We start from the raw sequence: 25,847 nt of genomic DNA, 5'->3' as shown, positions 1-25,847 counted from the left end.
ACCTCTATGAAGGCAGCAGAATCCAGGCCAGCAGGTACCCGCCGGCATTTGTCGCGGTATGGAACAGGAAGGGGGCGAGCAGGCCCCGGCCCATGTGTCGCCAGGCGGACAGGAACACGCCGGCGCCCATCGCGGCCAGCATCGCCACCACCGGGGCGACGATCGCGCCGGACGAGCCCAGCAGGTCGTGCACGGCCTGGTTGTGCTGGGCCAGGTGCAGCGCCGGGAAGAAATGCCACAACCCGAACAGGGCGCTCGCGCCCAGCACCGGCTGCCAGCGCCACGTCTGGCCGTCCGCGCCCATCAGGGCCGGCAGGACACCCCGGAACGCCAGCTCCTCGATCAGCACGGTGCCGAACGGGACCCGGACCAGCATCGCCCAGGCGAGCCCGCCGAGGCCCAGGCCGGCCGCCCGGTTGTCGTGGAACGCGGCCCGGGTCTGCGGGAGGGCGAGGCCGACCGCGTAGACCGTCGCGACCAGCAGGACGCCGATCCCGGCGACCAGCAGGGTCCGCCGGGAGACGGTGATGCCCAGCCGGGCCGGGGTCAGACCCACGGCCAGGGCGCCCGCCAGCAGGACCAGGGCCATGCCGGTGTTCCACAACGGGTACGCCCACGCGGGGAGGGTGAGGCTGACCATGACGGCGGTGCCGGCGAGCAGCAGGACGCTTCCCGCCAGCGCGGCGCGCAGCCGGGGGCGGGGCGGGGATGTGAGGGGCGCCTCTACGCGTACCAAAAGGTCCATACTGAGGGGCAACCCTACCCGGGTGGCCAGGCGAAAGAGAGGTATCAGTGGCGACGGACACCCCAGCGGAACGTAACCGTTACGTCGATTTCCTCCGTGGCTTCAGCCTGATCGTCGTCGTTGTCTGGCACTGGGCGTTCACGATCATCCGCTGGCGGGTCGACGGCCCGCACGCCACGAGCCCGCTGCGCTTCACCACCGGCCTGTGGATCTTCACCTGGCTGCTCCAGGTCATGCCCCTTTTCTTTTATATCGGGGGCTATGTCCACCTGAAGTCCTGGCTCCGGGCCAAGGCGCGCGGCGACGGTCTGGGCGGGTTCGTGTGGAAGCGGGTCAAGCAGCTCGCCATCCCGGCCCTCGCACTGCTGCTCACCTGGGTGGCGCTCGGCGCGGCACTGGAGGGCGCCTACGGCCTGAAATGGATCATGCAGGCCGTCAAGCTGGTGGTCAGCCCGCTGTGGTTCCTGGCCGTGTACCTGATGCTGATCGCCCTGCTGCCCGTCGCGCTCTGGCTGCACCGCCGGTTCGGGGTGCTGGTCCTCGTCTGGCTCGGCGGGCTCGCGATGTGCATGGACATCCTGCGGTTCCGGTACCACTTCGAATGGGCCGGCTGGGCCAACCTGGTCATCGTGTGGGGGCTGGCCCACCAGGCCGGCTTCTTCTACCGCAAGGTCGTCGACGCCCCGCGCAAGGTCGACTGGTCGCTGCTGTGGATCGGGCTGTTCGGCCTCGTCGGCATGGTGTTCTCCGGGCTGTACCCGGGCTCCATGGTCGGCGTACCCGGCGACAAGTGGTCGAACATGGCGCCGCCCACCTTCGTGATCGTCGCGCTGCTGCTCTTCCAGATGGGCGTCGTGGAGGTCGCCCGGCCGAGGATGGAGGTCCTCCTCGAACGCCGGCGCTGGCGGTGGTTCACCGAGGTGATGAGCCGGTTCGCCCTGCCGCTGTTCCTGTTCCACACCACCGGGATGGCCATCTCCCGGTTCATCGGCTGGATCTTCGGCCAGCAGCTCGACGACCGGGTGCCACCGGACGCGCTGTGGTGGCTGGCCCGGCCGCTCGCGATCCTCGGGCCGCTGGTGTGCACGTTGCCGGTGATCCTGGTGTTCGGGCGGCGCTGGGTGCGCCGGCCGGCTCCCGCGCAGGAGCCGGTGCGGGTGGAGTCCTCCTAGCGGGATTCCGCTCCGGCCGGCCGGTCCTGGCCGCGTGCCGGCGGCTGGCCTGCCGGGTGCTGGCGGCCAGCGGCCGGTCGGGTGTGCCCGGGTGCCGCCGCCGGCGCGGTCCCGGTGCTACTCCTTGCACAGGCAGAACGGGTGCCCCACCGGGTCGGCGTAGACCCGCCAGCCCCGGTCCTTCCGGGTGTCCAGCGGCCGCGCGCCCAGGGCCAGCGCCTTCGCCTCGCCCGCGTCCAGGTCGGCGACCGTGAGGTCGAGGTGCGACTGCTGCGGCGCCTCCGGGTCCGGCCAGCGCGGGGCCCGGTAGTCGGCGACCCGCTGGAAGCTCAGGTCCACCCCGTCGCCGCCGACGGTCACCCAGTCGTCGCTGGTGTAGGTGACCTTCCGGTCCAGCAGCTCCGCGTAGAACCCGGCCAGCGCCGCCGGGTCGGGACAGTCCAGCGCGACCGATCCGAGCTTGATCATCGTATTCCTCCGACACCAGTGTTCAGTGATTACCGGTTACACCGTAGTCGACGGGACCCGATCCCGAAACCCGAAAGATCTTTATCCGGGTACGGGGGCGCCCGACCCGATTTCCGGCGGTCCGAGCAGCCCCGCCCGGGACGAGGTGCCCCGCACCAGCCGCGCGGCACGCCCCCGGGTACCGGGGTCGTCCGTGAACCACAGCACCTCCGCCCCGGCATACAACACGAGCCGCCCCCCGACCACCACGACCACGGCCCCGCCGTGCCGCCCCGGGTGCCTCTGGTGCCCTGGGTGCCCTGGGCCGCTCGGGCTCTCCGGGCCGCCCGGGTGACTCACGCGACCTGGGTGGTTCGGGCTCTCCGGGCGGCCACGGTGCGCCGCCGGGTTGTGGCGCCCCGAGTGGTCGGCGTGATCCGGGCTGGTCTCGCCGGCCGGGTGATCGGGCCAGGGGAGGGCCGCGCCAAAAGGGTTGGCGGGATCGGTCGCGGCGAGCAGCACCGCGTGTCCCACCGGTGCCGACCGCAACGGCACCCGCGCATCCGGATGCACCACCTGGCCACCGTCCCGGTCCCGACAGTCCCGATGCTCGCTGTCGTCCGCCGCGGCGACGCCGTACCGCCTCAGTAGCTGGTCCGCGTGGGCGGCGGCCCGCCGGCCCGCGTCGGCGTCGAGTGCGGGCAGTCTGAACCACCGGCCCGTGGCGCCCTGCGGAGTGCCCCTGGCGGGCCGGGCGCCCGGGGTCGCCGGCCGCACCGGGGCGAGGGTGTCGTTGCTGACGTACCCGGCCCAGACGAGTTCCCGGAGAGCGCGGAGCACCCGGTCGGCGACGTCGGACACAGGTGGCGGCGGACCGTCGGTGGACCCGGACGGCGGTCCGGCGGCGGACTCGTGCGGCGGGGGTCCGGCAGCCCCGCGCGGTGGCGATCCGGCGGCCTCGCGCGGTGGAGAGTCTGCGGCCTCGCGCGGTGGCGATCCGGCGGCCTCGCGCGGTGGAGAGTCGGCGGCCCCGCGGGGTGGCGGGCCAGCGGGCGAAGGGCCGGGCGATGGGTGTCCGGTCCGCGACGCGACTGCGGCCACCAGGGCGGGGAAGAACAGCGCCCGCTCGTCCAATGCGGCCAGGATTGCCTCGTGCGTCGGTGACATATCCACAGTGGCCGGTGGAGGGAGAAGGAGGCCGGCGTCCCGGGCCAGGTACAGGGCTACGTGTCCGGGGCCGTGGCCCGCCCACAGCAGTTCCCCGGAGCGGCACGCCTCGTCGAGGAGCCCGGGGGTGAAGTCGGCGACCCGTGCGGGCAGAACCAACTCCTCCAGTTCCCCGACGGGTACGGCGCACCCCTGGAGCCGCTCCACCGCGTCCACCAGCCCCGTGACCCCGACGCCACCAGACCCGACCCCCTGCCAACCGGGCAGGAACGCCGCGAACGCCCGCCCCGACACCGCCCCGAACGTCTCCCGAGCGGTCTCCGTTGACGGCGCGGGCCCCGGAACCGGCCAACCCGAAAGCGCCGCCAGCAGATGGTGGTCCAGGGTCACCGCAGGGCGCACACTCCTAGCCGGAGCCGGAGCCGGAGCCGGAGCCGGAGCCGGAGCCGGAGCCGGAGCCGGAGCTTGGCCGGCCAACTCCTCCGTCACGGCAACTCCGGCGGTCTCCACTCCGTCCTCCACCATCGCGACCGGGACGTTCCCTACCCCCTCTGCGCCCGCCGCCGTGAAGGTCTCCACCTCCCGCACGACCACCCGCCCGTCCGCGATCCCGCCCATCAGCGCGGCGAGCCCACGGACGTCGAGGACCTCCGCCAGCAACCCCCGGGCCGCCTCCAGTGCGATCGGAAAGTCCCCGCCGTCCCCGACAGCGGCCAGCAGTTCGTCCGATCGTTCCCGCTGGCGCCGCCGGGACTCGCGCCGACCCGGATCGGCGCGGGGCAGCAGCAATGCCCGCGCCGCGCCCGCACGGAACGCCTCCGCGAACAGTTCCGACCCGCCGATCGCGCCCACGACCAGGGACCCCACCTCCCCGGCGTCGAACACCACCAGCTCGCCGCACGGAGTCGCGTCGACCATGTCGGGGATCCGGAACGTGAGGGTCGTGTCCGAGTACGCGACCGGCGTGTCCAGCCCGTGCCGCCCCCGGAGCCGCACCCCCAACGCCTCGGCCCATGCCGCGTGGACCCGCGTGCCGTGAACACTGTGGACGGTCACCGACCAGTCGCCACGCTCGTCCCGGCACCGTTCCACGACGACGGTCCGGTCGTCCGGCAGTAGCCCCGCGCACTTCCGTCCGGCCAGGTAGGCGTCGAGAACGGCGACCGCGCCCCGCCCGAGAACAGCGAGCCCGGCCCCGCCGCCCCGTCCAGGCCGCAGGTGACCGTCCTCGGGTCCCGGCGGGCCGATCCCGTGAGCAGCGCCACCATCCGCACCTGGCCCTGATCCGGCACCCGGGAAGGGCTGCTGGACTCCGTGACCGCCGGGTTCGGCGTCACAGGTCTCGACGGGGGGTTCCGGAGCGTGGGCCGGGGTGACGAGTACCCGATCAGTGGTGGGGTCTGTGATCTGCCAACGGGTCGACCCGATAAGGAGGACGTCGCCCGCGCGGCAGCCGGCCGCCTCCGGCTCGCCGAGGTCCCCGATCCGTTCGGTGCCGGCGAATACCGGCACCATTCCCCGGTCGCGCCCGGCCTGCACCGCGAGCCGTTGCGCGCCGGCCCTGCCCGTGACGACGCCGGTCGCCCGATCCCAGTCGAAGCGTGGCGGCACAGCGGGGAACCGGCCGGCGAGCATGTCGAGTGTCGCGTGCAGTGCCGAGGTGGGCAGACCCGCGAACGGGGCGGCGCGGCGGACCAGCGCGGCGAGGTCGGGAACGGTCCAGTCGTCCATGGCGACCATGGCGGTGAACTGCTGCGCCAACACATCGAGCGGGCCGCTGACCTGCGTGGGCGCGTCGAGTGGTCCATCGGCCAATGCCGCCACACCGAGCGGCCCACAGACCGGCGTGGGCGCGCCGAGTGGCCCATCGGCCAGTGCCGCCACACCGAGTGGCCCACTGACCAGCGCTGTCGCACCCGGTGAGTCGCTGGCGAGCGTCGCCACACCGAGCGGATCGGTACCGGGCGTCGTCGTGCCCACGGGATCGCGGCCCCCTGTCGCCACACGGAGCGGCCCACTGACCTGCGTGGGCGCTTCGAGCGGGTCGGTGCCCGGCGGCTCCGGAACGCGGGGGGCCGGGTGCCCGGTGAGGCGTGTCGCCGCGTGCAGGTCGGCCGGATCCCGGGGCAGGACGACGGCCCGGGGCGCGAGTCCGAACCGTCGGGTCGTCTCGGCGGGCGGGGGAGTGCCGCACTGGACCACGAGTTCGACCGCTCCCGGGCCGAGGCCGAGGTCGTCGGCGGAGGTGGCGACGAGGGTGGTGATCCGTCCGCCGAGCAGGTCCGCGACCGCCCGCGCGCGCAGCCGGGACGCCATTCCACTGTGGTGCGCCCGGGCGGAGTCCAGCCGCGACGCGAGCTGTTCGGCGTTCTCCCGGCCCGGCACGAACACCACAGCCGTCCCGTGCGGCCCGACCAGCTCCCGGACCCGCCGCGTGACGTCCACGGGCGGCGTCTCGACCACCACATCGGTCCCCACCGTGGCGTCGGCAGCGGTGCGCGCCCGGCCGGGTGGACGCGACCCGGTCCGCGTGACCGGGACGGCCTCGACGGCGGTCGGCCCGGTGCCGCCGAGAAGACCCGACAGGCCTTTCAGCGGGTACGCGGCCAGGCCCACCCGCCGCGCCGGTACCCGCAGCAGTGCGTCGAGCCGTTCCAGGGACAGGGCGAGGTGCGCGCCGCGCCGGGTGCCGTGCAGCAGGTCGAGCCCCGCCACGACCACGGTCCGCACGTCGCGCAGGCCGGCGCGGGCCCGGGCGGTGAGCAGCAGGTACAGCGATTCGGGGGTGGTGGCCAGGATGTCCGGTCGGGTGCGCTCGAAGGCCCGGCGCTCGGCGGTGGGCGTGTCCCCGTTCCGCACCCCGACCGTGTACCCCGCTCCGCCCGCATCTGCTCCGCCCGCACCCGGGCCTCCCCGGCCGTGACTTCCGCCGCAGATCCCGCCGCTACGCCCGATCCCGCCTACGGTCCCGTCCGCGTCCGCGTCCCCGTCGCCGAACCGCGTCGATGACACACGCAGGTCCCGCACGACGTCGGCGGCCAGCGTGGGCAGCGGGCTGACGTACAGCACCCGGCAGCCCTCGCCGGGCCGGCCGAGCGCGTCACCCACCTCGGCGACGGCACCCGCCCCGACGACCACCACGTGCCGCCGCCCGGCGTCCGGCCCCGCGCCGTGCCCAGGGGTGGGCGCGGCACCGGTCCGGGCTGCTGTCGTCACCGCCCCATTCTCCGGGGCGGGCCGCCCGGAGCCGGCCGCCGACACGGCCGTCCCGCGAGCCGGGGCGCTCCCACGTGCCCCGGGTGCGACACCGGGGCGGCTGGCCGCGTACCCGGAAAAAGGGGTTTAGAGCGAGGCCGTGGCGAGCTTGGCGCTGAAGCCCAGGAACAGGGCGCCCGCCCCGGTCGCGAGCAGCGCGGACAGCCGGCGCCGGCGGCGGAACTGGGCCGCGAGCAGGACGCCCCCGAAGATCAGGGTGCTCAGGTACGCCAGGCTGAACACCTGCACGATCGCGCCGAGCACCACGAAGGACAGCGCCGGGTGCGCGTAGGTCGGGTCCACGAACTGGATGAAGAAGGAGACGAAGAACAGGATCGCCTTCGGGTTCAGCAGGCTGACCGTGAGCGCCCGGCGGAACGGCCGGTGCGCGCCCCCGACCGGCTCGACGGCCCCGCCAGCGGCATCGGACCCGCTGGCGGCGACAGCCCCGGTCCCGGCATCGGACCGTGCGACGGCATCGGATCCGAGAGCGGCGGCATCGGCCCCCGCGACCCCGGCCGGCGCGCGCCACGACCGCACCGCCCCCACCACCATCCGCAGCCCCATGAAGGCCAGATACGCGGCCCCGGCGTACTTCACGGCCATGAACGCCGCCGGATACGCCTGCAACAGCGACGCGACCCCGGCCGCCGACAGCACCATCAGCACCGTGTCGCCGACGAACACCCCGGCCGCCCCGCGATACCCGGCCCGGATGCCGTGCCGCGCGGCAGTGGCCAGCACGTACAGCGAGTTGGGGCCCGGCAGCAGGATGATCAGGAAGGCGCCGAGGACGTACGTCCACAGGTCGGTCACGCCGAACATTCAGCCCTCCAGCCGGGTGCGCGCCTCGGGCCACTCGTCGGCCGTCATGCCGTACCAGTATGTGTCGCGGAGCGTGCCGTCCGGCCGGACGCGGTGGTGACGGATGACACCCTCCAGCTTCGCGCCGAGGCGTTCGATGGCCTGCTGGGAGCGGGTGTTCCGATTGTCCGTGTGCCAGGTGACCTTGAGCGCGCCCAGCTCGTCGAAGGCCCGGCTGAGCATGAGCAGCTTGGACTCGGCGTTGAAGCCGCGCCGCCACCAGGGCTTGCCCAGCCAGGTGTACCCGATCGCGACGGCCCGGTTGCGCGGGTCGACCTGGTAGTAGGAGGTGGTGCCGACGGCCCGGCCCGTGGCCAGGTCGATCTGGGCCCACGCGACCCGCTCCTGGTCGGCGATCGCGCCGTCGATGATGGCGGCCATCTCCTCGACGGTGTTCGGCTGCGGGGTGGACAGCCACGGCCACACCTCGGGGTCCGCGCCAGCCTCGAAGAGGTCCGCCGCGTGCCCGGGGTGCAGGGCCTCCAGCCGGAGCCGGGTGCCGGTCATCGTCGCCGGGTGGTGCCAGGGGGTGGCCGCCAGGTACGCGGGCGGCTCCTCCCCGGTCTCGGACACGGCGGCGAGCCGGGTGGTGACGAGCGGGACGACCCCGGACCAGTACGGCAGGTCGACGTCCTCGGGTTCGTTCACCGGACCGCCGGCGCGGGCCTTGACCGTGACCTCGTCCAGGTCGAGGGCGAGGAGGACGGTCTGGGCGAGTTCCTTGGGGCTGGGCGGCCGGGAGTCGGTGGACCGGCCGACGGCGACCTTGTCCATGAACGCGGCGAACGCCAGGTCGCGCTCCGCCGGGTCGGTGACGACCCGGGCGATCCCGTGCGCGATGACGGACCGGTAGTTGGCGGAGTGGTTGAACTGGGACTTGGCCAGCACGAGGCCGTCGACCACGGTCACCGACAGGCAGAGCCGCAGCTCCGCGTCGCGGCCGTGCAGGGCGAACCGGCCACCGGTCGAGCCGTGCACGTAGACCCGCTCGCCGACCCGGACGTGGAACATGGGCAGGACGCGGGGCTCGCCGTCCACGACGAGGCCGAGGTGGGCGACGTGCGCCTCGTCGAGGGTCCGGTGCAGGAGCTCGCGGTCCTCGGTGAACCTGATCGACTTGCGCAGGGGGAGGGTCCGGGTCATGGCGGCACCTTTGTTCTAGTACAATCTATCAACTGTGCCAGTACATTATCAGCTCAGCGGGGACAGCGCCGTCTCCATCGCGGCCAGCGTCGAGGCCGGCATCCGCACCGGGGCCCTGCCCGTGGGCGCGCCCCTGCCGCCGATCCGGGGACTCGCGGCCCAACTGGGGGTGAGCCCCGCGACGGTGTCCTCGGCGTACGCGGCGCTCCGGCAGCGCGGGGTCGTCGAGACCGCCGGGCGCAACGGCACCCGGGTCCGGGAGCGGCCGGCGGTGGGCGGCAGGGCGGGCCACGTGCTCCCGGTACCCGCCCATGTCGTCGATCTGTCCTCCGGCTCGCCCAACCTGGCGCTCGTGCCCCGGCTCGGCCCCGTCCTGGCCCGGATCGACCCGCGCCCGGTCAGCTACCGGGACGCGGGCGTGCTGCCCGAACTCGCGGCGGCGGCCGGCGACCGGCTCGCCCTCGACGGGATCGCCGGGGAGGAGATCCTGGCGACCAGCGGCGCGCTCGACGCGATCGAACGCCTGCTCGGGGCGGCGCTGGGCCCCGGGGACGCGATCGGCGTCGAGGACCCGGGCTGGGCCAACCTGCTCGACCTGGCCGCCGCGATGGGCCTGCGGATCGTGCCGGTGCCCGTGGACGAGGCCGGGCCGACCCTCGACGGGCTGGCCGCCGCCCTCGCGGCCGGTATCCGCGCGCTCGTGGTCACGTCCCGCGCGCACAACCCGACCGGCGCGGCCCTCACCCCGGAACGCTCCGCCGCGCTCCGGGTGCTGCTCGCCGCGCACGCCGACGTCCTGGTCATCGAGGACGACCACTGCGGCGACCTGGACGACGTGCCGCTGCACCCGCTCGCCGGGGTCACCCCCGCCTGGGCCTACGTCCGCTCCGTGTCCAAGGCCTACGGCCCCGACCTGCGGCTCGCCGTCGTCGCCGGGGACGCCGCGACCCTCGGCCGGGTGTCCGGGCGGCTCCGGCTCGGCGCGGGCTGGGTGTCCACGCTGCTGCAACGCGCCGTGCTGGAACTGTGGGACTCCGCCGAGGTCGCCGCCCTGGTCCGCGACACCAGCGCCGTCTACCGCGCCCGCCGCGCCCGGCTCCTGGCGGCCCTCGCGGACCGGGGTCTGCACGGCTACGGGCGCAGCGGCATCAACGTCTGGCTGCCCGTCCCGGACGAGACGACGGCCGTCACCCGGCTCCGGGACGCGGGCTGGGCCGTGGCGGCCGGCGCGGCCTACCGGCAGGTGAGCCCGGCGGCGGTCCGGATCACGATCAGCGCGCTCCCCGACGACCAGGTCGAACCCCTGGCTGACGCGGTGCTGACGGCCGTCACGCCGACGTCAGGGAGTCGGAGTGTCTGATCTTGGCCGTGCGAGGATCGGGGACGTGAACACCGCTCGGGTCCAGCGCCGCACCCTCCGCCTCCTCATGATCACGAACGTGATCGGAGGGGTGGGCGTCGCGATCGGCATCGCGGTGGGCGCCCTGCTGACCGCCCGGCTCACCGGCGGCCCCGGCCTGTCCGGCCTCGCCCAGAGCGGGGCCGTCGTCGGCGGCGCCCTGATGGCCATCCCCATGACCCGGCTGATGAACAGATCAGGACGAAGACCAGGACTTCTCCTGGGGTACGCCGTCGGCGCGCTCGGCGCCCTCCTCGTCGTCGCGGCGGCCGTCACCGAGTCCGGGCCGCTCGCCTTCCTCGGCATGTTCTGCTTCGGCGGGAGCACGGCCGCGAACCTGCAGGCCCGGTACGCCGCCGTCGACCTCGCCGAGCCCGCCCGGCGCGGCTGGCAGCTGTCCATCGTCGTCTGGGCCACGACGATCGGCTCCGTCGCGGGGCCGAACCTGTCCCGGCCGGCGGACGCGCTGCTGCGGAAGGCGTGGGCCGACCTGCCCGAACTGGCCGGGCCGTTCGTGTTCAGCGCGTTGGCGTTCGCGGTGGCGGGGCTGTTGATCTGGGGGTTGCTGCGGCCGGATCCGCTGGTGGTGGCGCGGGGACTGGCCGCCGCGCAGGACGCCGGGGCGGCACCGGCCGGTCCGGTCGCCGGGTCTGCACCGGGCGGTCCGGCCGCCGGGTCGGCCCCGGGTGCGGACGGGAGCGGTCGGGGCGGGGTGGTCACCGCCGAGCCCCGGTTCGGGATGCGGTCCGCGTTCCGGCTGGTCATGGAGATCCCCGCCGCCCGGCTCGGCCTCGCCGCCACCGCCGTCGGCCACCTCGTCATGGTCGGCGTGATGTCCATGACCCCGATCTACATCGGCCAGACCCCGGGCATCGACCACGGCGACGTCCTCAGCATCGTCGGCCTCGTCCTCAGCCTGCACATCGCCGGCATGTACGCCCTGAGCCCCCTCGTCGGCCTCGCCACCGACCGGTTCGGCCGCCGCCCCGTCATCCTCACCGGACTGGGCCTGCTCCTGGCCGCGTGCGCCATCGCCGGCACCGCCGACCACGGCACCCCGCAACTCGCCGCCGGCCTGTTCACCCTGGGCCTCGGCTGGTCCTGCACCATGATCGGCGGCTCGACCCTGCTCGTGGAGTCCGTACCCGTCACCCGCCGCCCCGCCGCCCAGGGCCTGTCCGACCTCGTGATGGGCCTGTCCGGCGCGGGGGCCGGCGCGCTCGGCGGCGTGGTCGTGCAGGTCGCGGGCTTCCCGGTGCTGGCCGTCCTGGCCGCCGCGTGCGCCGTGCCGGTCCTCGCCCTCGCGCTCCGGGTGCGGTCCGCTGTTAGGGTCGGCGGGTGAGACAGACCGATTTCTGGTACCGGCTGGAGCAGGTGTTCGGCGCGACGTACGCGGGCAGCGTCGCCTCCGACCAGAACCTCTCCCAGCTCGGCGGCCTGACGATCCGCGAGGCACTGGCCCACGGCGTGGCCACGATCACCGTCTGGCGGGCCGTGTGCGCGGCCTATCCCGAGCGGGTACCCGCCAAGCTTCGCTGATCTTGTGCCACTTTTCTGTGCCTTTTGTTAGCTTTTCGTATGGCTCGCTGGACCAATACCCGTGTCGCGACTTGAATAGAACACGTGTTCGGCTAATGTGCTTACTCGTGGCAGGCGGGTCGGGGGAAGAAATGTCAGACCCGCCGCCTACGGTGTCAGCGTGAACAAGCGAGCGACCGCGAAGACGGCGACTACAGGGGTGACGGCGATGGCAGCAGGTCCGGACCGTGAGAAGGCGCTCGATCTGGCCCTCGCACAGATCGACAAGCAGTTCGGCAAGGGCTCGGTCATGCGACTGGGCGACAGGACGGCACAGCCCATGGAGGTGATCCAGACCGGCTCCATCGCGCTGGACATCGCCCTCGGGATCGGCGGCATCCCGCGCGGCCGGGTCGTCGAGATCTACGGGCCGGAGTCCTCCGGTAAGACCACACTCACCCTGCACCTGATCGCCAACGCGCAGGCCAACGGGGGCATCGCGGCGTTCATCGACGCGGAGCACGCCCTCGACCCGGAGTACGCGAAGGCGCTCGGCGTCGACACCGACGCCCTCCTGGTCTCGCAGCCCGACACGGGCGAGCAGGCCCTCGAGATCACCGACATGCTGATCCGCTCCGGCGCGATCGACCTGATCGTCATCGACTCCGTCGCCGCCCTCGTGCCGCGCGCCGAGATCGAGGGCGAGATGGGCGACAGTCACGTCGGCCTCCAGGCCCGCCTGATGAGCCAGGCCCTCCGGAAGATCACCGGTGCCCTGAGCAACTCCGGCACCACCGCCATCTTCATCAACCAGCTCCGCGAGAAGATCGGCGTCATGTTCGGCTCGCCGGAGACCACGACCGGCGGTAAGGCGCTCAAGTTCTACGCCTCCGTCCGGCTCGACATCCGCCGGATCGAGAGCCTCAAGGACGGCACCGACGTCGTCGGTAACCGCACCAGGGTCAAGGTCGTCAAGAACAAGGTCGCCTCGCCGTTCAAGCAGGCCGAGTTCGACATCATGTACGGCAAGGGCATCAGCCGCGAGGGCTCCCTCATCGACGTCGGTGTCGAGCAGAGCATCATCCGCAAGTCCGGCGCGTGGTACACGTACGACGGCGACCAGCTCGGCCAGGGCAAGGAGAACGCGCGGAACTTCCTCCGCGAGAACCCGGACGTGGCCGCCGAGATCGAGAAGAAGATCAAGGAGAAGCTGGGTGTCGGGGCGGTCCTCGACGCCGACGCCGTTGCGGCCCCGCCGGTCGACTTCTGACCGTGATCCGGCCCGACGACGCTGAGCCGTCTCACCCCGAGTCGTCCCATCCCGTGTCGTCCGCGGACAAGCACGGTGACGGGCGCGCCCTCGACGAGGGCGCGCCCGCGCCGTCCATCCCGCCGGTGGCCGATCCTTCGCGGTCGACCTCGCCGGTGGCCGGCCCGCTGCGGCCCGCGCCGACGCCGGACCCGGGTCGGCCTGCCTCGTCCTCCGACCGGGTGCCGCCCACGTTGGTCGGGTCCGAGTCCTCCGGCCCGGTGTCGCCCACGTCGGTCGGGTCCGATCCATGGGCGCTCGACCCGTTGCGGACGGATCCGGTAGCGGACCCGTCGGCAGCCGGACCGTCGGTAGCCGGACCGTCGGCTTCCGGCCCGGTGTCTTCCGGCCGGGCCGGGTCGACTTCCGATCGTGCCGGGGCGCCTCCGGTCGGCGCGGGGTGGTGGGAGCGTGACGTGGTCGACGCCCCGGATCCGTGGCCGGGGCTTCTCGCCGGGCTGGGGCATCCGCAGGCGGATCATCGCCCGGCTGATCAGGAACAAGCAGATGGTTCCGATGCGGACCTGACTGTTCCCGATCGGGCCGTTTCTCACCGTGCTGCTCCTGACGGGGCCCCCGACCGGGCTGTGTCCGACGGGGCCGGTTCTCCTCAGGTTGTTCCCGACCGGGCCGGTCCCGAGGTCGTTCCGGGCCGGGCGTCCGCTGATCCGGCTCGCGACGCTGGCCTGATCGACACCTCCGCCCACGACCGGGGCCCGAAGTCCGGTGGCTTGCTGGAGCCGGTTCCGGAGGTCGGGCAGGCTCCTGACCGGGCTACGCGGGGTGTGCCTCCGGCCCGTCCGGCGAGTTCTGCTGATGACGGTCTGGGAGAGCGTGGGCCGGTCGGCGGCGTTGCTGGTGAGGCGCCCTCCGAGAAGCCCCCGGGTCGCCCCGATCGGGCTCGCCCGAGGACGGGGCAGGCACTACCCCCGGTTGTGCGCACACGGGTGGCCCATCCTCCGGTCCGGGACAGCGGGTCTCCGTCCGGCCGTGTCGACGAGGCGCGCTCCGAGGTGGCTCCGACCAGGAGCGAGCCCTCCGTTGATCAGGGCCGGGCTGGGCCGGTCTCCGCTGAAGTCGTGGAGTTTCCCGTCCGCGCTGGTGATGTCGTGGAGTCGTCCAGCCGCGTGGCGGAGGCCCGTCCTGTCGGCTCCGCCCCCAAGGAGAGCTCCGGCCGCGCCGCCGACCCGGTTTCCCCGGGCCCGGTGATTCCGGCGCTCGACGGGGTTCGGCTCATGCGGGCCGCCGACCTCCCGTCCCCGGCCGCCGACGCGCCCGCCGGGCCGGACGGCATCCGCCGGGGGACCGGCCGGGTCCTGCCCTGGTCCGACCAGCCGTTGGAGCCCGACGGCCGGGGCTCCCGACGCCGCTCGTCCCGTGCCGCCAGGGCGACACCGCCCGACCATGGGGACCCGCAGGCCGGACCCGCCGACGACTCCGGCGGTCCGCCCGGCCGGACCCGGCGACCGTTCGGGGGCGGCAGCCGATCCACCTTCGGGGACGGTGCCCGATCGACCTCCGGGGGCGATGCCGGATCGGCCTACGAGGGTGGTGCCCGATCGGCCTCCGGGGGCGACGCCGGATCGGCCTACGAGGGTGACGCCCGGTCCACCTTCGGGGGCGACGCCCGCTCGATTTACGAGGGCGACGCCGGATCGGCCTACGGGGGTGACGCCCGGTCCACCTTCGGGGGCGACGCCCGCTCGACTTACGGGGGCGACGCCCGCTCCGGTTCGGGGGGCGTCCGCTCCGGCTTCGGGGGTGATGCCCGCTCCGGTGCAGGGGAGGGCACTCGCTCCGGCTTCGGCACCAGGTCCTCCTTCGGCGACCGTCGGGGTGGCCTGTCCCATGGCGGGGGACTGGGCTCGAAGAAGAAGGCCAGCGGAGCCGAGGCCGAGCCGCGGACCACCTCCTCCGGCCCGTGGCAGACCTTCGGCAGCCGCGCCGCCGACTCCGATCACACCGACGCCCAGGACCCCACCGAAGCCCCGGACTCCCACGAGGGTTCCCGTGCCCGGTCGGGGCGCGAAGCCCGGAACCGCCGGGGCGGCCAGGAAGTGCGCCCGGACCAGGCGGACTCCTGGCGCGACGAGTCCCTGGCCACGGAGGCGCCGTGGGCGCACGACGGGGCGGCGTCGCCGGAGGCGGGGCCCCAGCACGTCGAGCCACCGGTCCGGGTGGCGCGGGGCGGGCGTGACAGGTCTCAGTTCCCGGCGGCGAAGTCCGGGGCGGAGTCCGCGCCGGTCCCGGACTGGCATCCCGCCGCCCACGGCCACGAGGAGTCCCCGGACTTCGACCCGGCCACTGCCCCGGTCCTGCCGAGGGCTACCTACTCCACCGGCGACCGCGGCACCCACGAAGCCAGCGACTGCGGCACCCACGAAGCCAGCGACTGCGGCACCCACGAAGCCAGCGCCCGCGGCACCCACGAAGCCAGCGCCCGCGGCACCCACGAAGCCAGCGCCCGCGGCATTCGCGAAACCGGCAACCGCCGCACGCGCGAAGCCGGCGACCGCAGCGCCCACGGAGCCGGAGACCGCGACGGGGCGACACGGGAAACCCCGGCATGGGAGCCCCGGGCCTGGGAGCGTCGGCCCACAGAGTCACGGGCCAAGGAGCCACGGGCCAAGGAGCCCCGTGCCCGGGACCCCAAGCCGCGCAAACCCAAGGAACCCCGACCCCGCAGGACCCCGGAGGAACGCGCCCAGGCAGCCCTCGAGCGTGCCGAGGCCGCGCGCGCCGAGATCGCCAAGAACCCGGAGCAGGCCGCCCGGGCGATCTGCCTGCGGCTGCTCAACGACCGGCCGCGTACCCGCTCGGAACTGGCCGCCGCCCTGGCCAAGCGTGGCGTGCCGGAGGAGGCCGCCGCCGCTGTCCTGGACCGGTACGACGAGGTCGGGCTCATCGATGACGCGGCGTTCGCGCGGGCATGGGTGAGTACCCGTCATCAGGGTCGTGGTCTGGCTCGTCGGGCGCTCGGGCAGGAGTTGCGGCGCAAAGGGGTCGACTCGGACACCATCGGCGAGGCGTTGGAGGAGCTCGACCCGGAGACGGAGGAGGCCACGGCGCGGGCGTTCGTGGCCCGGCGGATGCGGTCGGTGAGCGGGCCGCCCGAGGCGGTGCTCCGCAAGGTGGTGGGCGCGCTGGCCCGGAAGGGGTATCCGCCGGGGTTGGCGTTCCGGGTGGTGAAGGAGGCGATGGAGCAGGCCGGGCAGGACGCGGACTTCGATCCGGACGCCCTGGAGGACAGCCACCTCGGGGATCTCTGAATCTCCGGGCCCCGGGAGCCGGCGGGTGTCCAGACCGCCGGTCGGACCGCCGCGTCGCGGGGCGAGCCCCGGGCAAGCTGCCACGCGTCGTGGTCTGAACTCGCCCTCGACCCGCCCCAATATGCACACCCCACACGCTGACCCAGCTGGATATCCCGCCCCGACCCTCCCGGATCCGACCGGCACCCGACGGCCCGCCCGCCGTACCCGTCTGATGATCGAAACAGCCCTGATCATGGTTTCTTGACCGGAGTAGCCATTTCGACCTAGCCTCGGCAGTAACAACGAGAAGAACGTCCGAGTACTGCGGGTTATCCGCGCCATAGAGAACGCCCCACCCAACTTCAAGACCAAGGTCCGCCCCACCGCGAACCTCGAGCCTTGGCGTGGCACGATCAGCGTGCGGCGCCCGTCATTCGTGCTGCCCTACGCAGTCCGGTCCGGCGGGTCACATGGCGTGCCCGGACCTTCTCGACACAGCGACTGCGCCGGATCCGGTGTGCACGGAAGGATGAGGCCATGACGACCGTCGGGGTAGTGGTGGGGGCGGTCGCCGCCCTGGCCCTGATCGTCGTGGTCGGCCTGGTGCTCCTTGCCCGGATGGTGGGCAGGCTGTCGGCCGGAACGCCGGGGACGGCCCGCACGGACGCCGAGGCCGAGCAGGCCCGCGCCCTGCTGGAGGCGGAGACGACGGAGGCGAGGGCGGCCGCGCGCCGCCTGGTCGAGTCGGCCCGGGTGGAGGCGGACGAGGTCGCGACCCGGTTGCGGACCCGCGCCGAGGAGGACGCCGCCCGGATCGCCGCGGAGGCCGAGCGGGCCGCCGAACGGGGTCGGGTCGAGGCGGAGCGGGTCACGGAGCGGGCGCGTCAGGAGTCCGAGGCGGCGGTCGGGAAGGCCCGCAGGGAGTCCGAGACCGCCGTGGAGAAGGCCCGCCAGGAGTCCGAGGGCGTCCTGGAGAAGGCCCGCCGGGAGGCGGAGCGGACGGTGGCCCAGGCCCAGGCGCTGGCGGAGCAGGCGGCGGGTGATGTCGCGGCCCGGGCGCGCCGGGAGGCCGAGCAGGTGGTGGAGTTGCGGTCGGCGCAGCTCACCGAGCGGCTGGCGGACGTGGAGCAGCGGCTCAACCGGTTGGACGAGCGCGAGCGCCGGCTCGGCGAGGAGGCCGAGCGGCTCGCGGCCCGGGACAGGCGGATCGCGGTCGCGGAGGCCGATCTGGAGGCGCGGGAGACCGAGGTCGGCGAGCAGGAGGTCGCGCTGGCGGAGGCCGACGAGGAGCGCCGCCGGGAGCTGTCCCGGATCGCGGGGCTGACGGCCGAGGCGGCGAAGACGGAGCTCGTCGGCGTGATCGAGGTGCAGGCGAAGCGCGAGGCGGCGGTGCTGATCCGCGACATCGAGGCGGACGCGCGCAACACGGCGGAGCAGCGGGCCCGGCACATCGTGGTCGAGGCGATCCAGCGGGTGGCCAGCGAGCAGACGGCCGAGAGCGTCGTGAGCGTGCTGCACCTGCCGAGTGACGAGATGAAGGGCCGGATCATCGGCCGCGAGGGCCGCAACATCCGGGCGTTCGAGTCGGTGACCGGGGTCAACCTGATCATCGACGACACCCCGGAGGCGGTGCTGCTGTCGTGCTTCGACCCGGTGCGCCGCGAGATCGGCCGGGTCACGCTGGAGAAGCTGGTCCTGGACGGCCGGATCCACCCGCACCGGATCGAGGAGGTGCACGACCTGGCGCGGTACGAGGTGGAGAAGCTGTGTCAGCGAGCCGCCGAGGACGCCCTGGTCGAGGTCGGGATCACGAACATCCACCCGGAGCTGGTGGAGCTGCTGGGCCGGCTGCGCTACCGCACGTCCTACGGCCAGAACGTCCTCAAGCACCTGGTCGAGACGGCGCACATCGCGGGTCTGATGGCCGCCGAGCTGGGCCTGCGCCCCGAGTTGATCAAGCGGGGCGCGTTCCTGCACGACATCGGCAAGGCGCTGACCCACGAGGTGGAGGGCAGCCACGCGCTGATCGGGGCGGACCTGGCCCGGCGGTTCGGGGAGTCCGAGGAGGTCGTGCACGCGATCGAGGCGCACCACAACGAGGTGCAGCCGCAGACGATCGAGGCGGTGCTGACCCAGGCGTCGGACTCGTGTTCGGGCGGCCGTCCGGGTGCCCGCCGCGAGAGCCTCGAGGTCTACGTGAAGCGCCTCGAGCGGATCGAGGAGATCGCCAGCGGCCAGCTCGGCGTCGAGCGGGTGTTCGCGATGCAGGCGGGCCGCGAGATCCGGGTGATGGTCCGGCCCGACGACGTGGACGACATCGGCGCGGCCGTGCTGGCCCGCGACGTGGCCAAGCAGATCGAGGACGAGCTGACCTACCCGGGCCAGATCCGGGTGACCGTGGTGCGCGAGTCCCGGGTCAGCGAAATAGCAAGATAAAAGCCTCAACCGCTAGATGGTTACGAGTCGGTCACCGGCCCGTCGCGCATCAGCTCGGCCGACCCCGGTCCGAGCACGGGGCACGGCGACCCCGGACTGACCCTTCTGCCGCGCACCCACCTCCCGCGCGGCCCCCGGGTCTCCGGCCAGCCCCCGGCCTCACCGTCCAGCGTGGAACCGCGCCGCCCCCGCGTGCAACGGCACCGGCGCGGTCGACCCGGCCGTGGCCCGGTCGATGTTCCCGGCCTCCGGATGCACCTTGGCCAGGTCCTTCTGCCGGTCGAACAGCAGCTTCACCAGGTCGTGGGCGAGCGCCTCGGGCATCGTGTCCCGGACGACGAGCAGGTTCGGCACCCCGATGGTGGCCACGTCCGCCGGCAGGTTGTACGCGCCGCGCGGAATGGTCGCCCCCGTGTACGCGTCCCCGTACTGCTGGCTGAGCCGGGGCAGCACCCCGGTGGGGGACAGGAACTCGACCTTCCCCGGGCCGGACGCGAAGAGTTCGGTGATGCCGCTGGCGGGCAGGCCGCTGGAGTACACCATGGCGTCGGTGCTGCCGGTGAGCATGCCCTTGACGGTCTGCGGCAGGGAGAGCGGCTGCCCGGTGATGTCGTCGGGGCCGATCCCGGCGGCGGCGAGCAGGCGCAGGGCGATCACCTCGGTACCGGACCGGGGGCTGCCGGTGGAGATCCGTTTGCCGCGCATGTCGGCGAGGCTCCGTACCCCGCTGCCGGTCCGCGCGATGACCTGGGTGTAGTTGAGGTACAGCTTGGCGAGGGCCCGGATCGGCTGCGGCCTGCCCTCGAAGGGTCCCTTGCCGGTGGCCGCGTCCCCGGCGGTGTCGGCGAGCGTGAAGGCCAGATCGGCGTCGCCGCGTACCACGCGCTGGATGTTCTCCACGGACGCGCCGGTCGGCTCGGCGGTCGCCTCGTACCCGGGGAGGTGCTGGCTGATCAGGTCCGCCAGGCCGCCGCCGAGCTGGTAGTACACCCCGGTGGTGTTGCCGGTGGCCACGAAGAGCTGGCGGCTGCGCCGGGTGGGCGCGGAGCCGGGTCCGGCGCACCCGGCGAGGGCCAGGGCGCCGAGGAGGAGGGTCCGACGGCCGCAGACGGCGGTCAGCGCCGTGCCGGCCGAGGACCGGCGGCCCCCGGGGAGCGGGGCGCGCCGACCGGTCACGAACGGACCTCCGGGGCGAGCGCCGTGGCCACCCGCTGGACGAGCATCGCGGTCTCGTAGCCGATCTGGCCGAGGTCGCAGCCGGGGGCGGCGAGGACGGCGATGTGCGCCCGGTCCCCGATGGCCATCAGCAGCAGGACCCCGCCGTCCATGTCGACGACGAACTGCCGGACCCGCCCGGCGGACAGGAACCGGGCCGCGCCGAGGGTGAGGCTGGTCAGGCCGCTGGTGACGGCGGCCAACTGGTCGGTCTGGTCGGTGGGCAGACCGGCGGACGTCGCCAGGGCGAGCCCGTCGACGGACACCACCAGCACGTGGGCGATGTCGGGTACCCGCTCGGCGAAGATGGTCAGCAGCCAGTCGAGATTCTGGCGATCAGTCAAGGTCCGCTCTTCCTGGGTGGGGTGACAGGTGGCCCGCCGCCGCGGTGATGCCGATGGCCAGGCTGGAGAGCCGCGACCTTATCTCCTCGGGGTCGATGGCGGTGGGGTCGGGTTCGGGTTCGGGGGGTCGGAGGAAGGCGCGGGCGACGGCCCCGGAGGGCGCGGTCCGGGGCCGCAGGCCCGTGACCGGCGCGAGCAGGGTGTTGGGCAGCCGGACGAGGGCGGCGGTGCCGTTGCCGGTGTGGCTGCGCAGCGTGACCTCGATGCCCTGCCGGGCGGCGAGCCGGGCCACCACGAGCAGGCCCATGGTGCCGGCGAGCGCCGCCGTGAGGGCCGCGGGTTGGGCGAGCCGGGCGTTGACCTCGTCCAGGCCCGCGTCGGGGATGCCGATGCCCTGGTCGTAGATGGTGATGTCCAGGCCGTCGATGGAGTGCCGGGCGGTGACGGAGACCCGGCTGTCGGGCGGGGAGAAGGTGGCCGCGTTCTCCAGGAGTTCGGCGAGGAGGTGGACGAGGTCGCCGACGGCCGCGCCGACGATGGCGAGGCCGGCCAGGTCGGAGGTGTCCACCCTCGGGTACTCCTCGATCTCGGCCGCCGCCGCGCGGACCACGTCCTCCAGCAGTTCGACGTGCGAGAACCGCCGGCCGGGTTCGCCGCCGGCCAGGAGCAGCAGGTTCTCCTCGTTGCGGCGCATCCGGGCGGCCAGGTGGTCGAGGGCGAACAGCTGGCCGAGGGTGTCCGGGTCGGACTCGGTGCGTTCGAGGTCGTCGAGGAGCTGGAGCTGCCGGTTGATCAGGGCCTGGCCGCGCCGGGACAGCGAGACGAGGGTCGCGGCGACGTCGATCCGGAGCAGGGCCTGGTCGGCGGCGAGCCGCAGGGCCTGCCGGTGCAGGGTGCCGAACGCGGTGCCGACCTGCCCGATCTCGTCGTCGAACCCGGCGGCCAGGGACGTGTCGGTGGCCGCCGCGACCGCCAGGTGGGTGTCCCGGACGACACCCGGCTCGGTGGCGACGGACACGGCGGCGATGGCGGCCGGCAGCGACTGGTTGGCGACGTTGAGCGCGGCGCGGCGCAGCCGGCGCAACCGGCGGGCGGTCCGGGCGGACAGGACGAGCGCGGTGAGCACGGACAGCACGGCGACCGCCCCGGTGAGGGCGAGCGCGAGGACGGTGCTCCGCCGGGCGGCCTCCTGGCGGGCGTACGCGGCGTCGTCGAGCTCCGTGGCCAGCCCCAGCTGCACCGTGTACAGCCGGCGGAGCAGTTGGGTCTGCGCCACGTACCAGGCGTCGGGGTCGATCCTGAGCCGGCCCGGGTCCTGGTCCCCCATGAGCGCGTCGTCCCGCAGCCCCCGGGCGATGTCGACATCGGACCCGGTGACCGTGTGGTCGTACGCGGCCCGGCCGGCGTCGTCGGCGACCCGGTAGAACTCGGCCTGCCGCGCCTCGGCGGACCCGACGAGGGTGGCGAGCGCGGACAGCTCACCCGGCGCGTACGCCCCCCGGGTGAAGACGCCGCGCAGCAGGTCGCGTTCCTCGGCGGCGAGGTGTCCGGCGGCGGCCAGCGCGGCGATCGCCCGCGTGCGGCCGGCCAGCGCGGCGTCGTCGATCCGGGCGGGCAGGGCCTCGGCGACCGCGAGGAGCAGGGTGACGACGGACCGGTAGGACTGGTCGGCGACCCGCTGTTCGCCGGACAGGCCGAGGGCCTGGCCCCGGGCGGTCGGCAGCCCGGCGAGCGCGCTGCTCGCGGTGGTCAGGGGACTGAACAGTTCGGGGACGTCGAGCTGGGTGGCCGCCCGGTACCGCACGAGGGCGGCGTCGGTGCGCCGGCGCTGGGCGAGCAGGATCTGGTCGGCGACCTTGCCGCTGCGCAGCCGGAGCGCGCCGGTCTCGGCGACCTCGCGTTCGAGCTCGTGGATCAGGCCGACGGTCGCGGTGGCGGTGCCGGCGAGCACCCGGGCGCGGACCGCGTCGTTCTCGGCCGCGAGCGCGGTGTCGGTCTGCTGGGTGCCGAGCGCGCCGAGGCCGAGGGTGGAGATCAGGATCGGCAGCAGGAGCTGGAGCCGGATCGAGCGTAGCCGCGGAGGCCCTGCCGCTCTGCGCACCGAAGAAGCTCCCCTCATACCCGCCACCGAGCACAGTAAACGATGGATGCCACTCCATGGATTGCTTGTAGTACTCTTGCCGGCTATGTCCGTCGATAACAGTCCGAGTCCGTCTGGTGACGCGGAAGACAGCGTATCGACCTTAGACGATCAAGGGAAGCTGCCCGCCGGCGGAGCGGACGTCGACGAACTCGCCGCGCGGTTCGAGGACGAGCGGCCGGCCGAGCGGCTGACCGGCCCGACCCGGATCGCCGTCTCCACAGTGGCCGGTCTGGTCTCCGTGTTCGTGCTGGCCCAGGTGTTCCTGCCGGTGCCGCAGGGCAACCAGTACTTCCTGATGCTCTTCCTCGCGGGCGTCCTCCCGCTGGTCTTCGTCTGCTACCGGGGCCCCGGCCCGCGCCTCCTCGACGGCGCCCTGGCGGCGGCGGCGTTCGTGGTCTGCCTGTACCCGGTCGCGACCGGCTTCGACGCCTTCCTGGACCGGCAGGGCTCGCTGTCGGTCCTCGACACGGTGATGGGCGGCCTGCTGCTCGTCCTGATCCTGGAGGGCTGCCGGCGGACCACCGGCTGGGTGCTGCCGGCCGTGTGCCTGGTGTTCCTCGGCTACGCCTACTACGGCGGCTTCCTGCCCCAGGGCTGGGCCATCGCGCACGCGGGCATGGACTTCGACCAGATCGTCGACGCCCTCTACAACACGTCCAGCGGCTTCTACGGCACCCCGCTGGACGTCTGCGCCAGCTACATCGTGCTGTTCACCCTGTACGGCGCGGTCCTCAACTCCTCCGGCGCCGGGACGTTCTTCGTCGACCTGTCCGTGGCCGCGTTCCGCCGGTCCCGCACGGCCCCCGGCCGGACCGCCGTCGCGAGCGGCTTCCTGCTCGGCACGGTCTCCGGCTCGGGCGCGGCCACCGCCGTCAGCGTCGGCGCGGTCACCTGGCCCATCCTCCGCCGGGCCGGCTACCCGGCGGAGAGCGCGGGCGGCATGCTCGCGGCGGCCGGGGTGGGCGCGATCCTGTCCCCGCCGACCCTGGGCGCGGCGGCCTTCATCATCGCCGAGTACCTCCGGGTGTCCTACCTGGAGGTCCTGCTCTGGGCCACGATCCCCACCCTCCTGTACTACCTGGGCATCCTCCTGGCCGTCGAGATCGACGCGCGCAGGTTCGGGGTCCGCCCGGTCGCGTTCGACGGCCGGAGCGCGGGCCGGCTGCTGGCCCGCTCCGGGTACCACTTCGCCTCGCTGTTCGCGATCGTCGCCTTCCTCGCCCTGGACGTCTCCGCCCCCCGCGCCGTCGTGTACGCCACCCTGCTCGCCCTCGCCCTGAGCTTCCTCGACCCGGCCCGCCGGATCGGCCCCCGGCGACTGGGGGAGACCCTCGCGACGGGTACCCGGGGCGTGCTCCCCGTGGCCGCCGTGTGCGCCGCCGCCGGGGTGGTCACGGCGGTGACCACGAAGACCGGGCTCGGCCCGCAGCTCGCGGAACTGCTGGTCAAGGGTGCCGCCTCGCTCACCGACAACCCGACCGGCGTCCTCGCCCTGACCGCCGTGTTCGCCGCGCTCGCCCTGATGATGCTGGGCCTGGCAGTGCCGGTGACCGCCAGCTTCATCATCGGCTGGGTCATCATCGGGCCGGCGCTGCTCGCCCTGGGCGTCAGCCAGCCCGAGGCGGCCATGTTCGTCTTCTACTACTCGGTGCTGTCCGAGGTCACCCCGCCGACCGCCCTCGCAGCCGTGGCCGCCGCCGCGATCACCGGCGGGCGGGTGATCCCGACGATGTGGCAGGCGGCGAAGTACGCGCTGCCGGCGTTCCTCGCGCCGCTGGCGTTCGTGCTCACCGACCACGGCTCGTACCTGCTCGCCCGGGGGCCCGTCCTCGGCGTCCTGTGGGCCACGGCGGTGGCCTGCCTGGCCGTGGCGGCCCTCGCCGTGTGCACCGGCGGCTGGCTGCTCGGCCCCGCGCACCCCGTCGAACGGGTCCTCGCGGGCGCCGCGGCCCTGTTCCTGCTCTACCTCGAACCGGCCAGCATCGGCGCCGGCCTGGCCTGCGCGGTCCTCGCGCTGCTCCTGCACCTGATCCGACGACGGAAGGCCCACGCATGAAACGCCAACTCACCCTCCTGATCGCGCTCACCCTGGTCGTGGGCGGTTGCGGGGGGCAGCGGCACACCGAGAAGAAGGACACCGGCGCGGACGTGGCCTGCAAGGTGGGCCAGGAGACCCGGATCGGCATCGCCACCGGCAACACCACCGGGGTGTACTACGCCCTCGGCAACGCCTACGCCACCCAGATCACGGAGGCCACCGGCGGCACGGTGAAGGCCAGCGCGGCCGAGACCGGCGCGTCCGTGCAGAACATCACCCAGCTGGTCGAGGGCAAGTACCAGCTCGCGTTCGCCCTCGCCGACACCGCCGCCGACGCGGTCAACGGCACCGGCCCCTTCAAGGAGAAGCAGCCGGTCGCGGCCGTGGCCCGGATCTACCCCAACTTCACCCAGGTCGTGGTACGCGCCGACGCCGGCATCTCCTCGATCGCCGACATGAAGGGCCGGGCCATCTCGACGGGCTCGCCGAACTCCGGGACCGAGGTCATCGCCAACCGGCTGTTCAAGGCCGCCGGACTGGCCACCGGTGACGTGAAGGCCCAGCGCCTGGAGCTCGGCAAGACCGTCGAGGGCATGAAGGACGGCAGCGTCGACGGGCTGATCTACTCCAGCGGGCTGGGCGCGGCCGGGCTCAAGGACCTGTTCGCCAGCGCCAAGGGGAAATACAAACTGCTGGACGTGACCCCGTTGCTCCCGGGGCTCAAGGAGGTCAACGCGGTGTACGACGTCGCGCCCATCCCCGCCGCCGCGTACGGCACCGAGGGGGACACCCCGGCCGTGGTCGTACCCAACGTGCTGCTGGTGAAGAACGACGTGGACGCCGAACTGGCCTGTGTGCTGACGAAGACGCTGTTCGACACGAAGGACAAGCTGGCGCTCGTGAACGCGTCGGCCAAGGAGATCACCCTGGACAAGGCCCGCAGGACCGAGCCGGTGCCGCTGCACCGGGGCTCGGCGGCGGCCCTGGACAAACTCAACGCGCCCAAGTAGAGCCACGGACCGGCCCGGCTCCCCGAGGAGCCGGGCCGTGGGACCATCAGGGCCAGTAGGCCAGATTCGAATCGAGTGCCACGTCACCGCTGTTGCAGGTGTTGGAGTACCACTCGCCGCTGCGGTGCACCTCCGAGACCACCATGTACGTGCCCGAGCTGGAGTTGGAGCACAGGATGTCGAGTCGGTTCCAGACGTTCGCCCCGGAGGGGCAGAAGGCGCTGCCGGTGCCGGCCCACTCGTTCGAGTTCCAGTACTCGTGGTGGCTCCAGCAACCGTTGCCAGCGTTCGTGTCGGCCAGCGCACCCGGCGCGTCCGCGAAGACGGCCCCGGACACCGCGAGAGCGGCGGACGTGGCCAGGGTCAGCATTGCCCTGGTTAACTGCATGCG

At 73.5% G+C, this 25,847-nt stretch carries 17 protein-coding genes and 1 pseudogene; 9 read left to right on the top strand and 9 right to left on the bottom strand.

What is annotated here, in order from left to right:
• Nucleotides 1-4: 4 nt before the first annotated feature.
• A complete protein-coding gene (locus AB0M43_RS19490) occupies nucleotides 5-745 on the bottom strand; it encodes a CPBP family intramembrane glutamic endopeptidase (RefSeq protein ID WP_363726502.1) in 741 nt (246 codons plus the stop codon).
• 47 nt (nucleotides 746-792) lie between these two features.
• On the opposite strand from AB0M43_RS19490, the gene AB0M43_RS19485 reads away from it, so the two are divergent.
• Nucleotides 793-1,917 (top strand): acyltransferase, encoded by a 1,125-nt coding sequence (locus AB0M43_RS19485; RefSeq protein WP_363726500.1) that lies wholly within the window; start codon nucleotides 793-795, stop codon nucleotides 1,915-1,917.
• A 117-nt stretch (nucleotides 1,918-2,034) separates the two neighbouring features.
• On the opposite strand, the gene AB0M43_RS19480 is transcribed toward AB0M43_RS19485, so the two are convergent.
• The 4 genes from AB0M43_RS19480 to AB0M43_RS19465 all read right to left on the bottom strand — a co-directional run bounded on the left by AB0M43_RS19480 (nucleotide 2,035) and on the right by AB0M43_RS19465 (nucleotide 8,793).
• The gene (locus tag AB0M43_RS19480; RefSeq protein WP_363726498.1) at nucleotides 2,035-2,385 is read right to left on the bottom strand and encodes a VOC family protein; all 351 of its coding nucleotides are present in this window, start codon (nucleotides 2,383-2,385) and stop codon (nucleotides 2,035-2,037) included.
• Between the two features lie 81 nt (nucleotides 2,386-2,466).
• Nucleotides 2,467-6,747 (bottom strand): hypothetical protein, encoded by a 4,281-nt coding sequence (locus AB0M43_RS19475; RefSeq protein ID WP_363726496.1) that lies wholly within the window; start codon nucleotides 6,745-6,747, stop codon nucleotides 2,467-2,469.
• A 126-nt stretch (nucleotides 6,748-6,873) separates the two neighbouring features.
• Nucleotides 6,874-7,611, bottom strand: coding sequence for a leucine efflux protein LeuE (gene leuE / locus AB0M43_RS19470; RefSeq protein WP_363726495.1), 738 nt, complete (start codon nucleotides 7,609-7,611; stop codon nucleotides 6,874-6,876).
• Entirely contained in the window at nucleotides 7,612-8,793 is a 1,182-nt protein-coding gene (locus AB0M43_RS19465; RefSeq protein ID WP_363726493.1) for a bifunctional pyridoxamine 5'-phosphate oxidase family protein/GNAT family N-acetyltransferase, read from the bottom strand. It abuts the gene before it with no gap.
• Between the two features lie 34 nt (nucleotides 8,794-8,827).
• On the opposite strand from AB0M43_RS19465, the gene AB0M43_RS19460 reads away from it, so the two are divergent.
• From AB0M43_RS19460 to rny, 6 genes and pseudogenes are all read left to right on the top strand, one after another.
• Nucleotides 8,828-10,153 (top strand): aminotransferase class I/II-fold pyridoxal phosphate-dependent enzyme, encoded by a 1,326-nt coding sequence (locus AB0M43_RS19460; protein WP_363726492.1) that lies wholly within the window; start codon nucleotides 8,828-8,830, stop codon nucleotides 10,151-10,153.
• Nucleotides 10,154-10,220: 67 nt separating this feature from the next.
• The gene (locus AB0M43_RS19455; protein ID WP_363726992.1) at nucleotides 10,221-11,534 is read left to right on the top strand and encodes an MFS transporter; all 1,314 of its coding nucleotides are present in this window, start codon (nucleotides 10,221-10,223) and stop codon (nucleotides 11,532-11,534) included.
• Nucleotides 11,531-11,731: a DUF3046 domain-containing protein gene (locus AB0M43_RS19450; protein WP_363726490.1), complete on the top strand. Its 201-nt coding sequence runs from the start codon at nucleotides 11,531-11,533 to the stop codon at nucleotides 11,729-11,731. Before AB0M43_RS19455 ends, AB0M43_RS19450 begins: the two co-directional genes overlap by 4 nt.
• Nucleotides 11,732-11,939: 208 nt before the next feature.
• A complete protein-coding gene (gene recA, locus AB0M43_RS19445; protein WP_363726990.1) occupies nucleotides 11,940-12,980 on the top strand; it encodes a recombinase RecA in 1,041 nt (346 codons plus the stop codon).
• A gap of 2,711 nt (nucleotides 12,981-15,691) precedes the next feature.
• Nucleotides 15,692-16,288: pseudogene (locus AB0M43_RS19440) on the top strand (regulatory protein RecX); the annotation flags it as partial.
• A gap of 519 nt (nucleotides 16,289-16,807) precedes the next feature.
• Complete coding sequence (gene rny, locus AB0M43_RS19435; protein WP_363726488.1) at nucleotides 16,808-18,706, top strand: ribonuclease Y; 1,899 nt, start codon at nucleotides 16,808-16,810, stop codon at nucleotides 18,704-18,706.
• A 159-nt stretch (nucleotides 18,707-18,865) separates the two neighbouring features.
• On the opposite strand, the gene AB0M43_RS19430 is transcribed toward rny, so the two are convergent.
• The 3 genes from AB0M43_RS19430 to AB0M43_RS19420 are packed head-to-tail and all read right to left on the bottom strand — an operon-like array spanning nucleotide 18,866 to nucleotide 22,366.
• On the bottom strand, nucleotides 18,866-19,882 hold the full coding sequence (locus AB0M43_RS19430) for a TAXI family TRAP transporter solute-binding subunit (RefSeq protein WP_363726486.1): 1,017 nt from the start codon (nucleotides 19,880-19,882) through the stop codon (nucleotides 18,866-18,868).
• Nucleotides 19,879-20,265: a roadblock/LC7 domain-containing protein gene (locus tag AB0M43_RS19425; protein WP_363726484.1), complete on the bottom strand. Its 387-nt coding sequence runs from the start codon at nucleotides 20,263-20,265 to the stop codon at nucleotides 19,879-19,881. The genes AB0M43_RS19430 and AB0M43_RS19425 overlap by 4 nt, the downstream gene beginning before the upstream one ends.
• Entirely contained in the window at nucleotides 20,258-22,366 is a 2,109-nt protein-coding gene (locus AB0M43_RS19420) for a nitrate- and nitrite sensing domain-containing protein (RefSeq protein WP_363726482.1), read from the bottom strand. Before AB0M43_RS19420 ends, AB0M43_RS19425 begins: the two co-directional genes overlap by 8 nt.
• Before the next feature lie 85 nt (nucleotides 22,367-22,451).
• On the opposite strand from AB0M43_RS19420, the gene AB0M43_RS19415 reads away from it, so the two are divergent.
• Together AB0M43_RS19415 and AB0M43_RS19410 are read left to right on the top strand one after the other, a co-directional pair.
• Entirely contained in the window at nucleotides 22,452-24,464 is a 2,013-nt protein-coding gene (locus tag AB0M43_RS19415; RefSeq protein ID WP_363726480.1) for a TRAP transporter fused permease subunit, read from the top strand.
• Complete coding sequence (locus AB0M43_RS19410) at nucleotides 24,461-25,456, top strand: TAXI family TRAP transporter solute-binding subunit (protein ID WP_363726478.1); 996 nt, start codon at nucleotides 24,461-24,463, stop codon at nucleotides 25,454-25,456. The genes AB0M43_RS19415 and AB0M43_RS19410 overlap by 4 nt, the downstream gene beginning before the upstream one ends.
• Nucleotides 25,457-25,502: 46 nt before the next feature.
• On the opposite strand, the gene AB0M43_RS19405 is transcribed toward AB0M43_RS19410, so the two are convergent.
• The gene (locus tag AB0M43_RS19405; protein WP_363726476.1) at nucleotides 25,503-25,844 is read right to left on the bottom strand and encodes a hypothetical protein; all 342 of its coding nucleotides are present in this window, start codon (nucleotides 25,842-25,844) and stop codon (nucleotides 25,503-25,505) included.
• Nucleotides 25,845-25,847: the final 3 nt, after the last annotated feature.

It is taken from the genome of Longispora sp. NPDC051575 (assembly GCF_040681875.1).
Lineage (GTDB): Bacteria > Actinomycetota > Actinomycetes > Mycobacteriales > Micromonosporaceae > Longispora.
The sequence above is the reverse complement of the archived record's forward strand: the minus strand, read 5'-3'. Positions and strand labels throughout refer to the sequence as shown.

Coding starts and splice junctions, on each gene's coding strand:
- AB0M43_RS19490 (WP_363726502.1), bottom strand. CDS start 745: ATGGACCTTTTGGTACGCGTAGAGGCGCCCCTCACATCCCCGCCCCGC.
- AB0M43_RS19480 (WP_363726498.1), bottom strand. CDS start 2,385: ATGATCAAGCTCGGATCGGTCGCGCTGGACTGTCCCGACCCGGCGGCG.
- leuE (WP_363726495.1), bottom strand. CDS start 7,611: ATGTTCGGCGTGACCGACCTGTGGACGTACGTCCTCGGCGCCTTCCTG.
- AB0M43_RS19465 (WP_363726493.1), bottom strand. CDS start 8,793: ATGACCCGGACCCTCCCCCTGCGCAAGTCGATCAGGTTCACCGAGGAC.
- AB0M43_RS19455 (WP_363726992.1), top strand. CDS start 10,221: ATGATCACGAACGTGATCGGAGGGGTGGGCGTCGCGATCGGCATCGCG.
- recA (WP_363726990.1), top strand. CDS start 11,940: ATGGCAGCAGGTCCGGACCGTGAGAAGGCGCTCGATCTGGCCCTCGCA.
- rny (WP_363726488.1), top strand. CDS start 16,808: ATGACGACCGTCGGGGTAGTGGTGGGGGCGGTCGCCGCCCTGGCCCTG.
- AB0M43_RS19415 (WP_363726480.1), top strand. CDS start 22,452: ATGTCCGTCGATAACAGTCCGAGTCCGTCTGGTGACGCGGAAGACAGC.
- AB0M43_RS19410 (WP_363726478.1), top strand. CDS start 24,461: ATGAAACGCCAACTCACCCTCCTGATCGCGCTCACCCTGGTCGTGGGC.
- AB0M43_RS19405 (WP_363726476.1), bottom strand. CDS start 25,844: ATGCAGTTAACCAGGGCAATGCTGACCCTGGCCACGTCCGCCGCTCTC.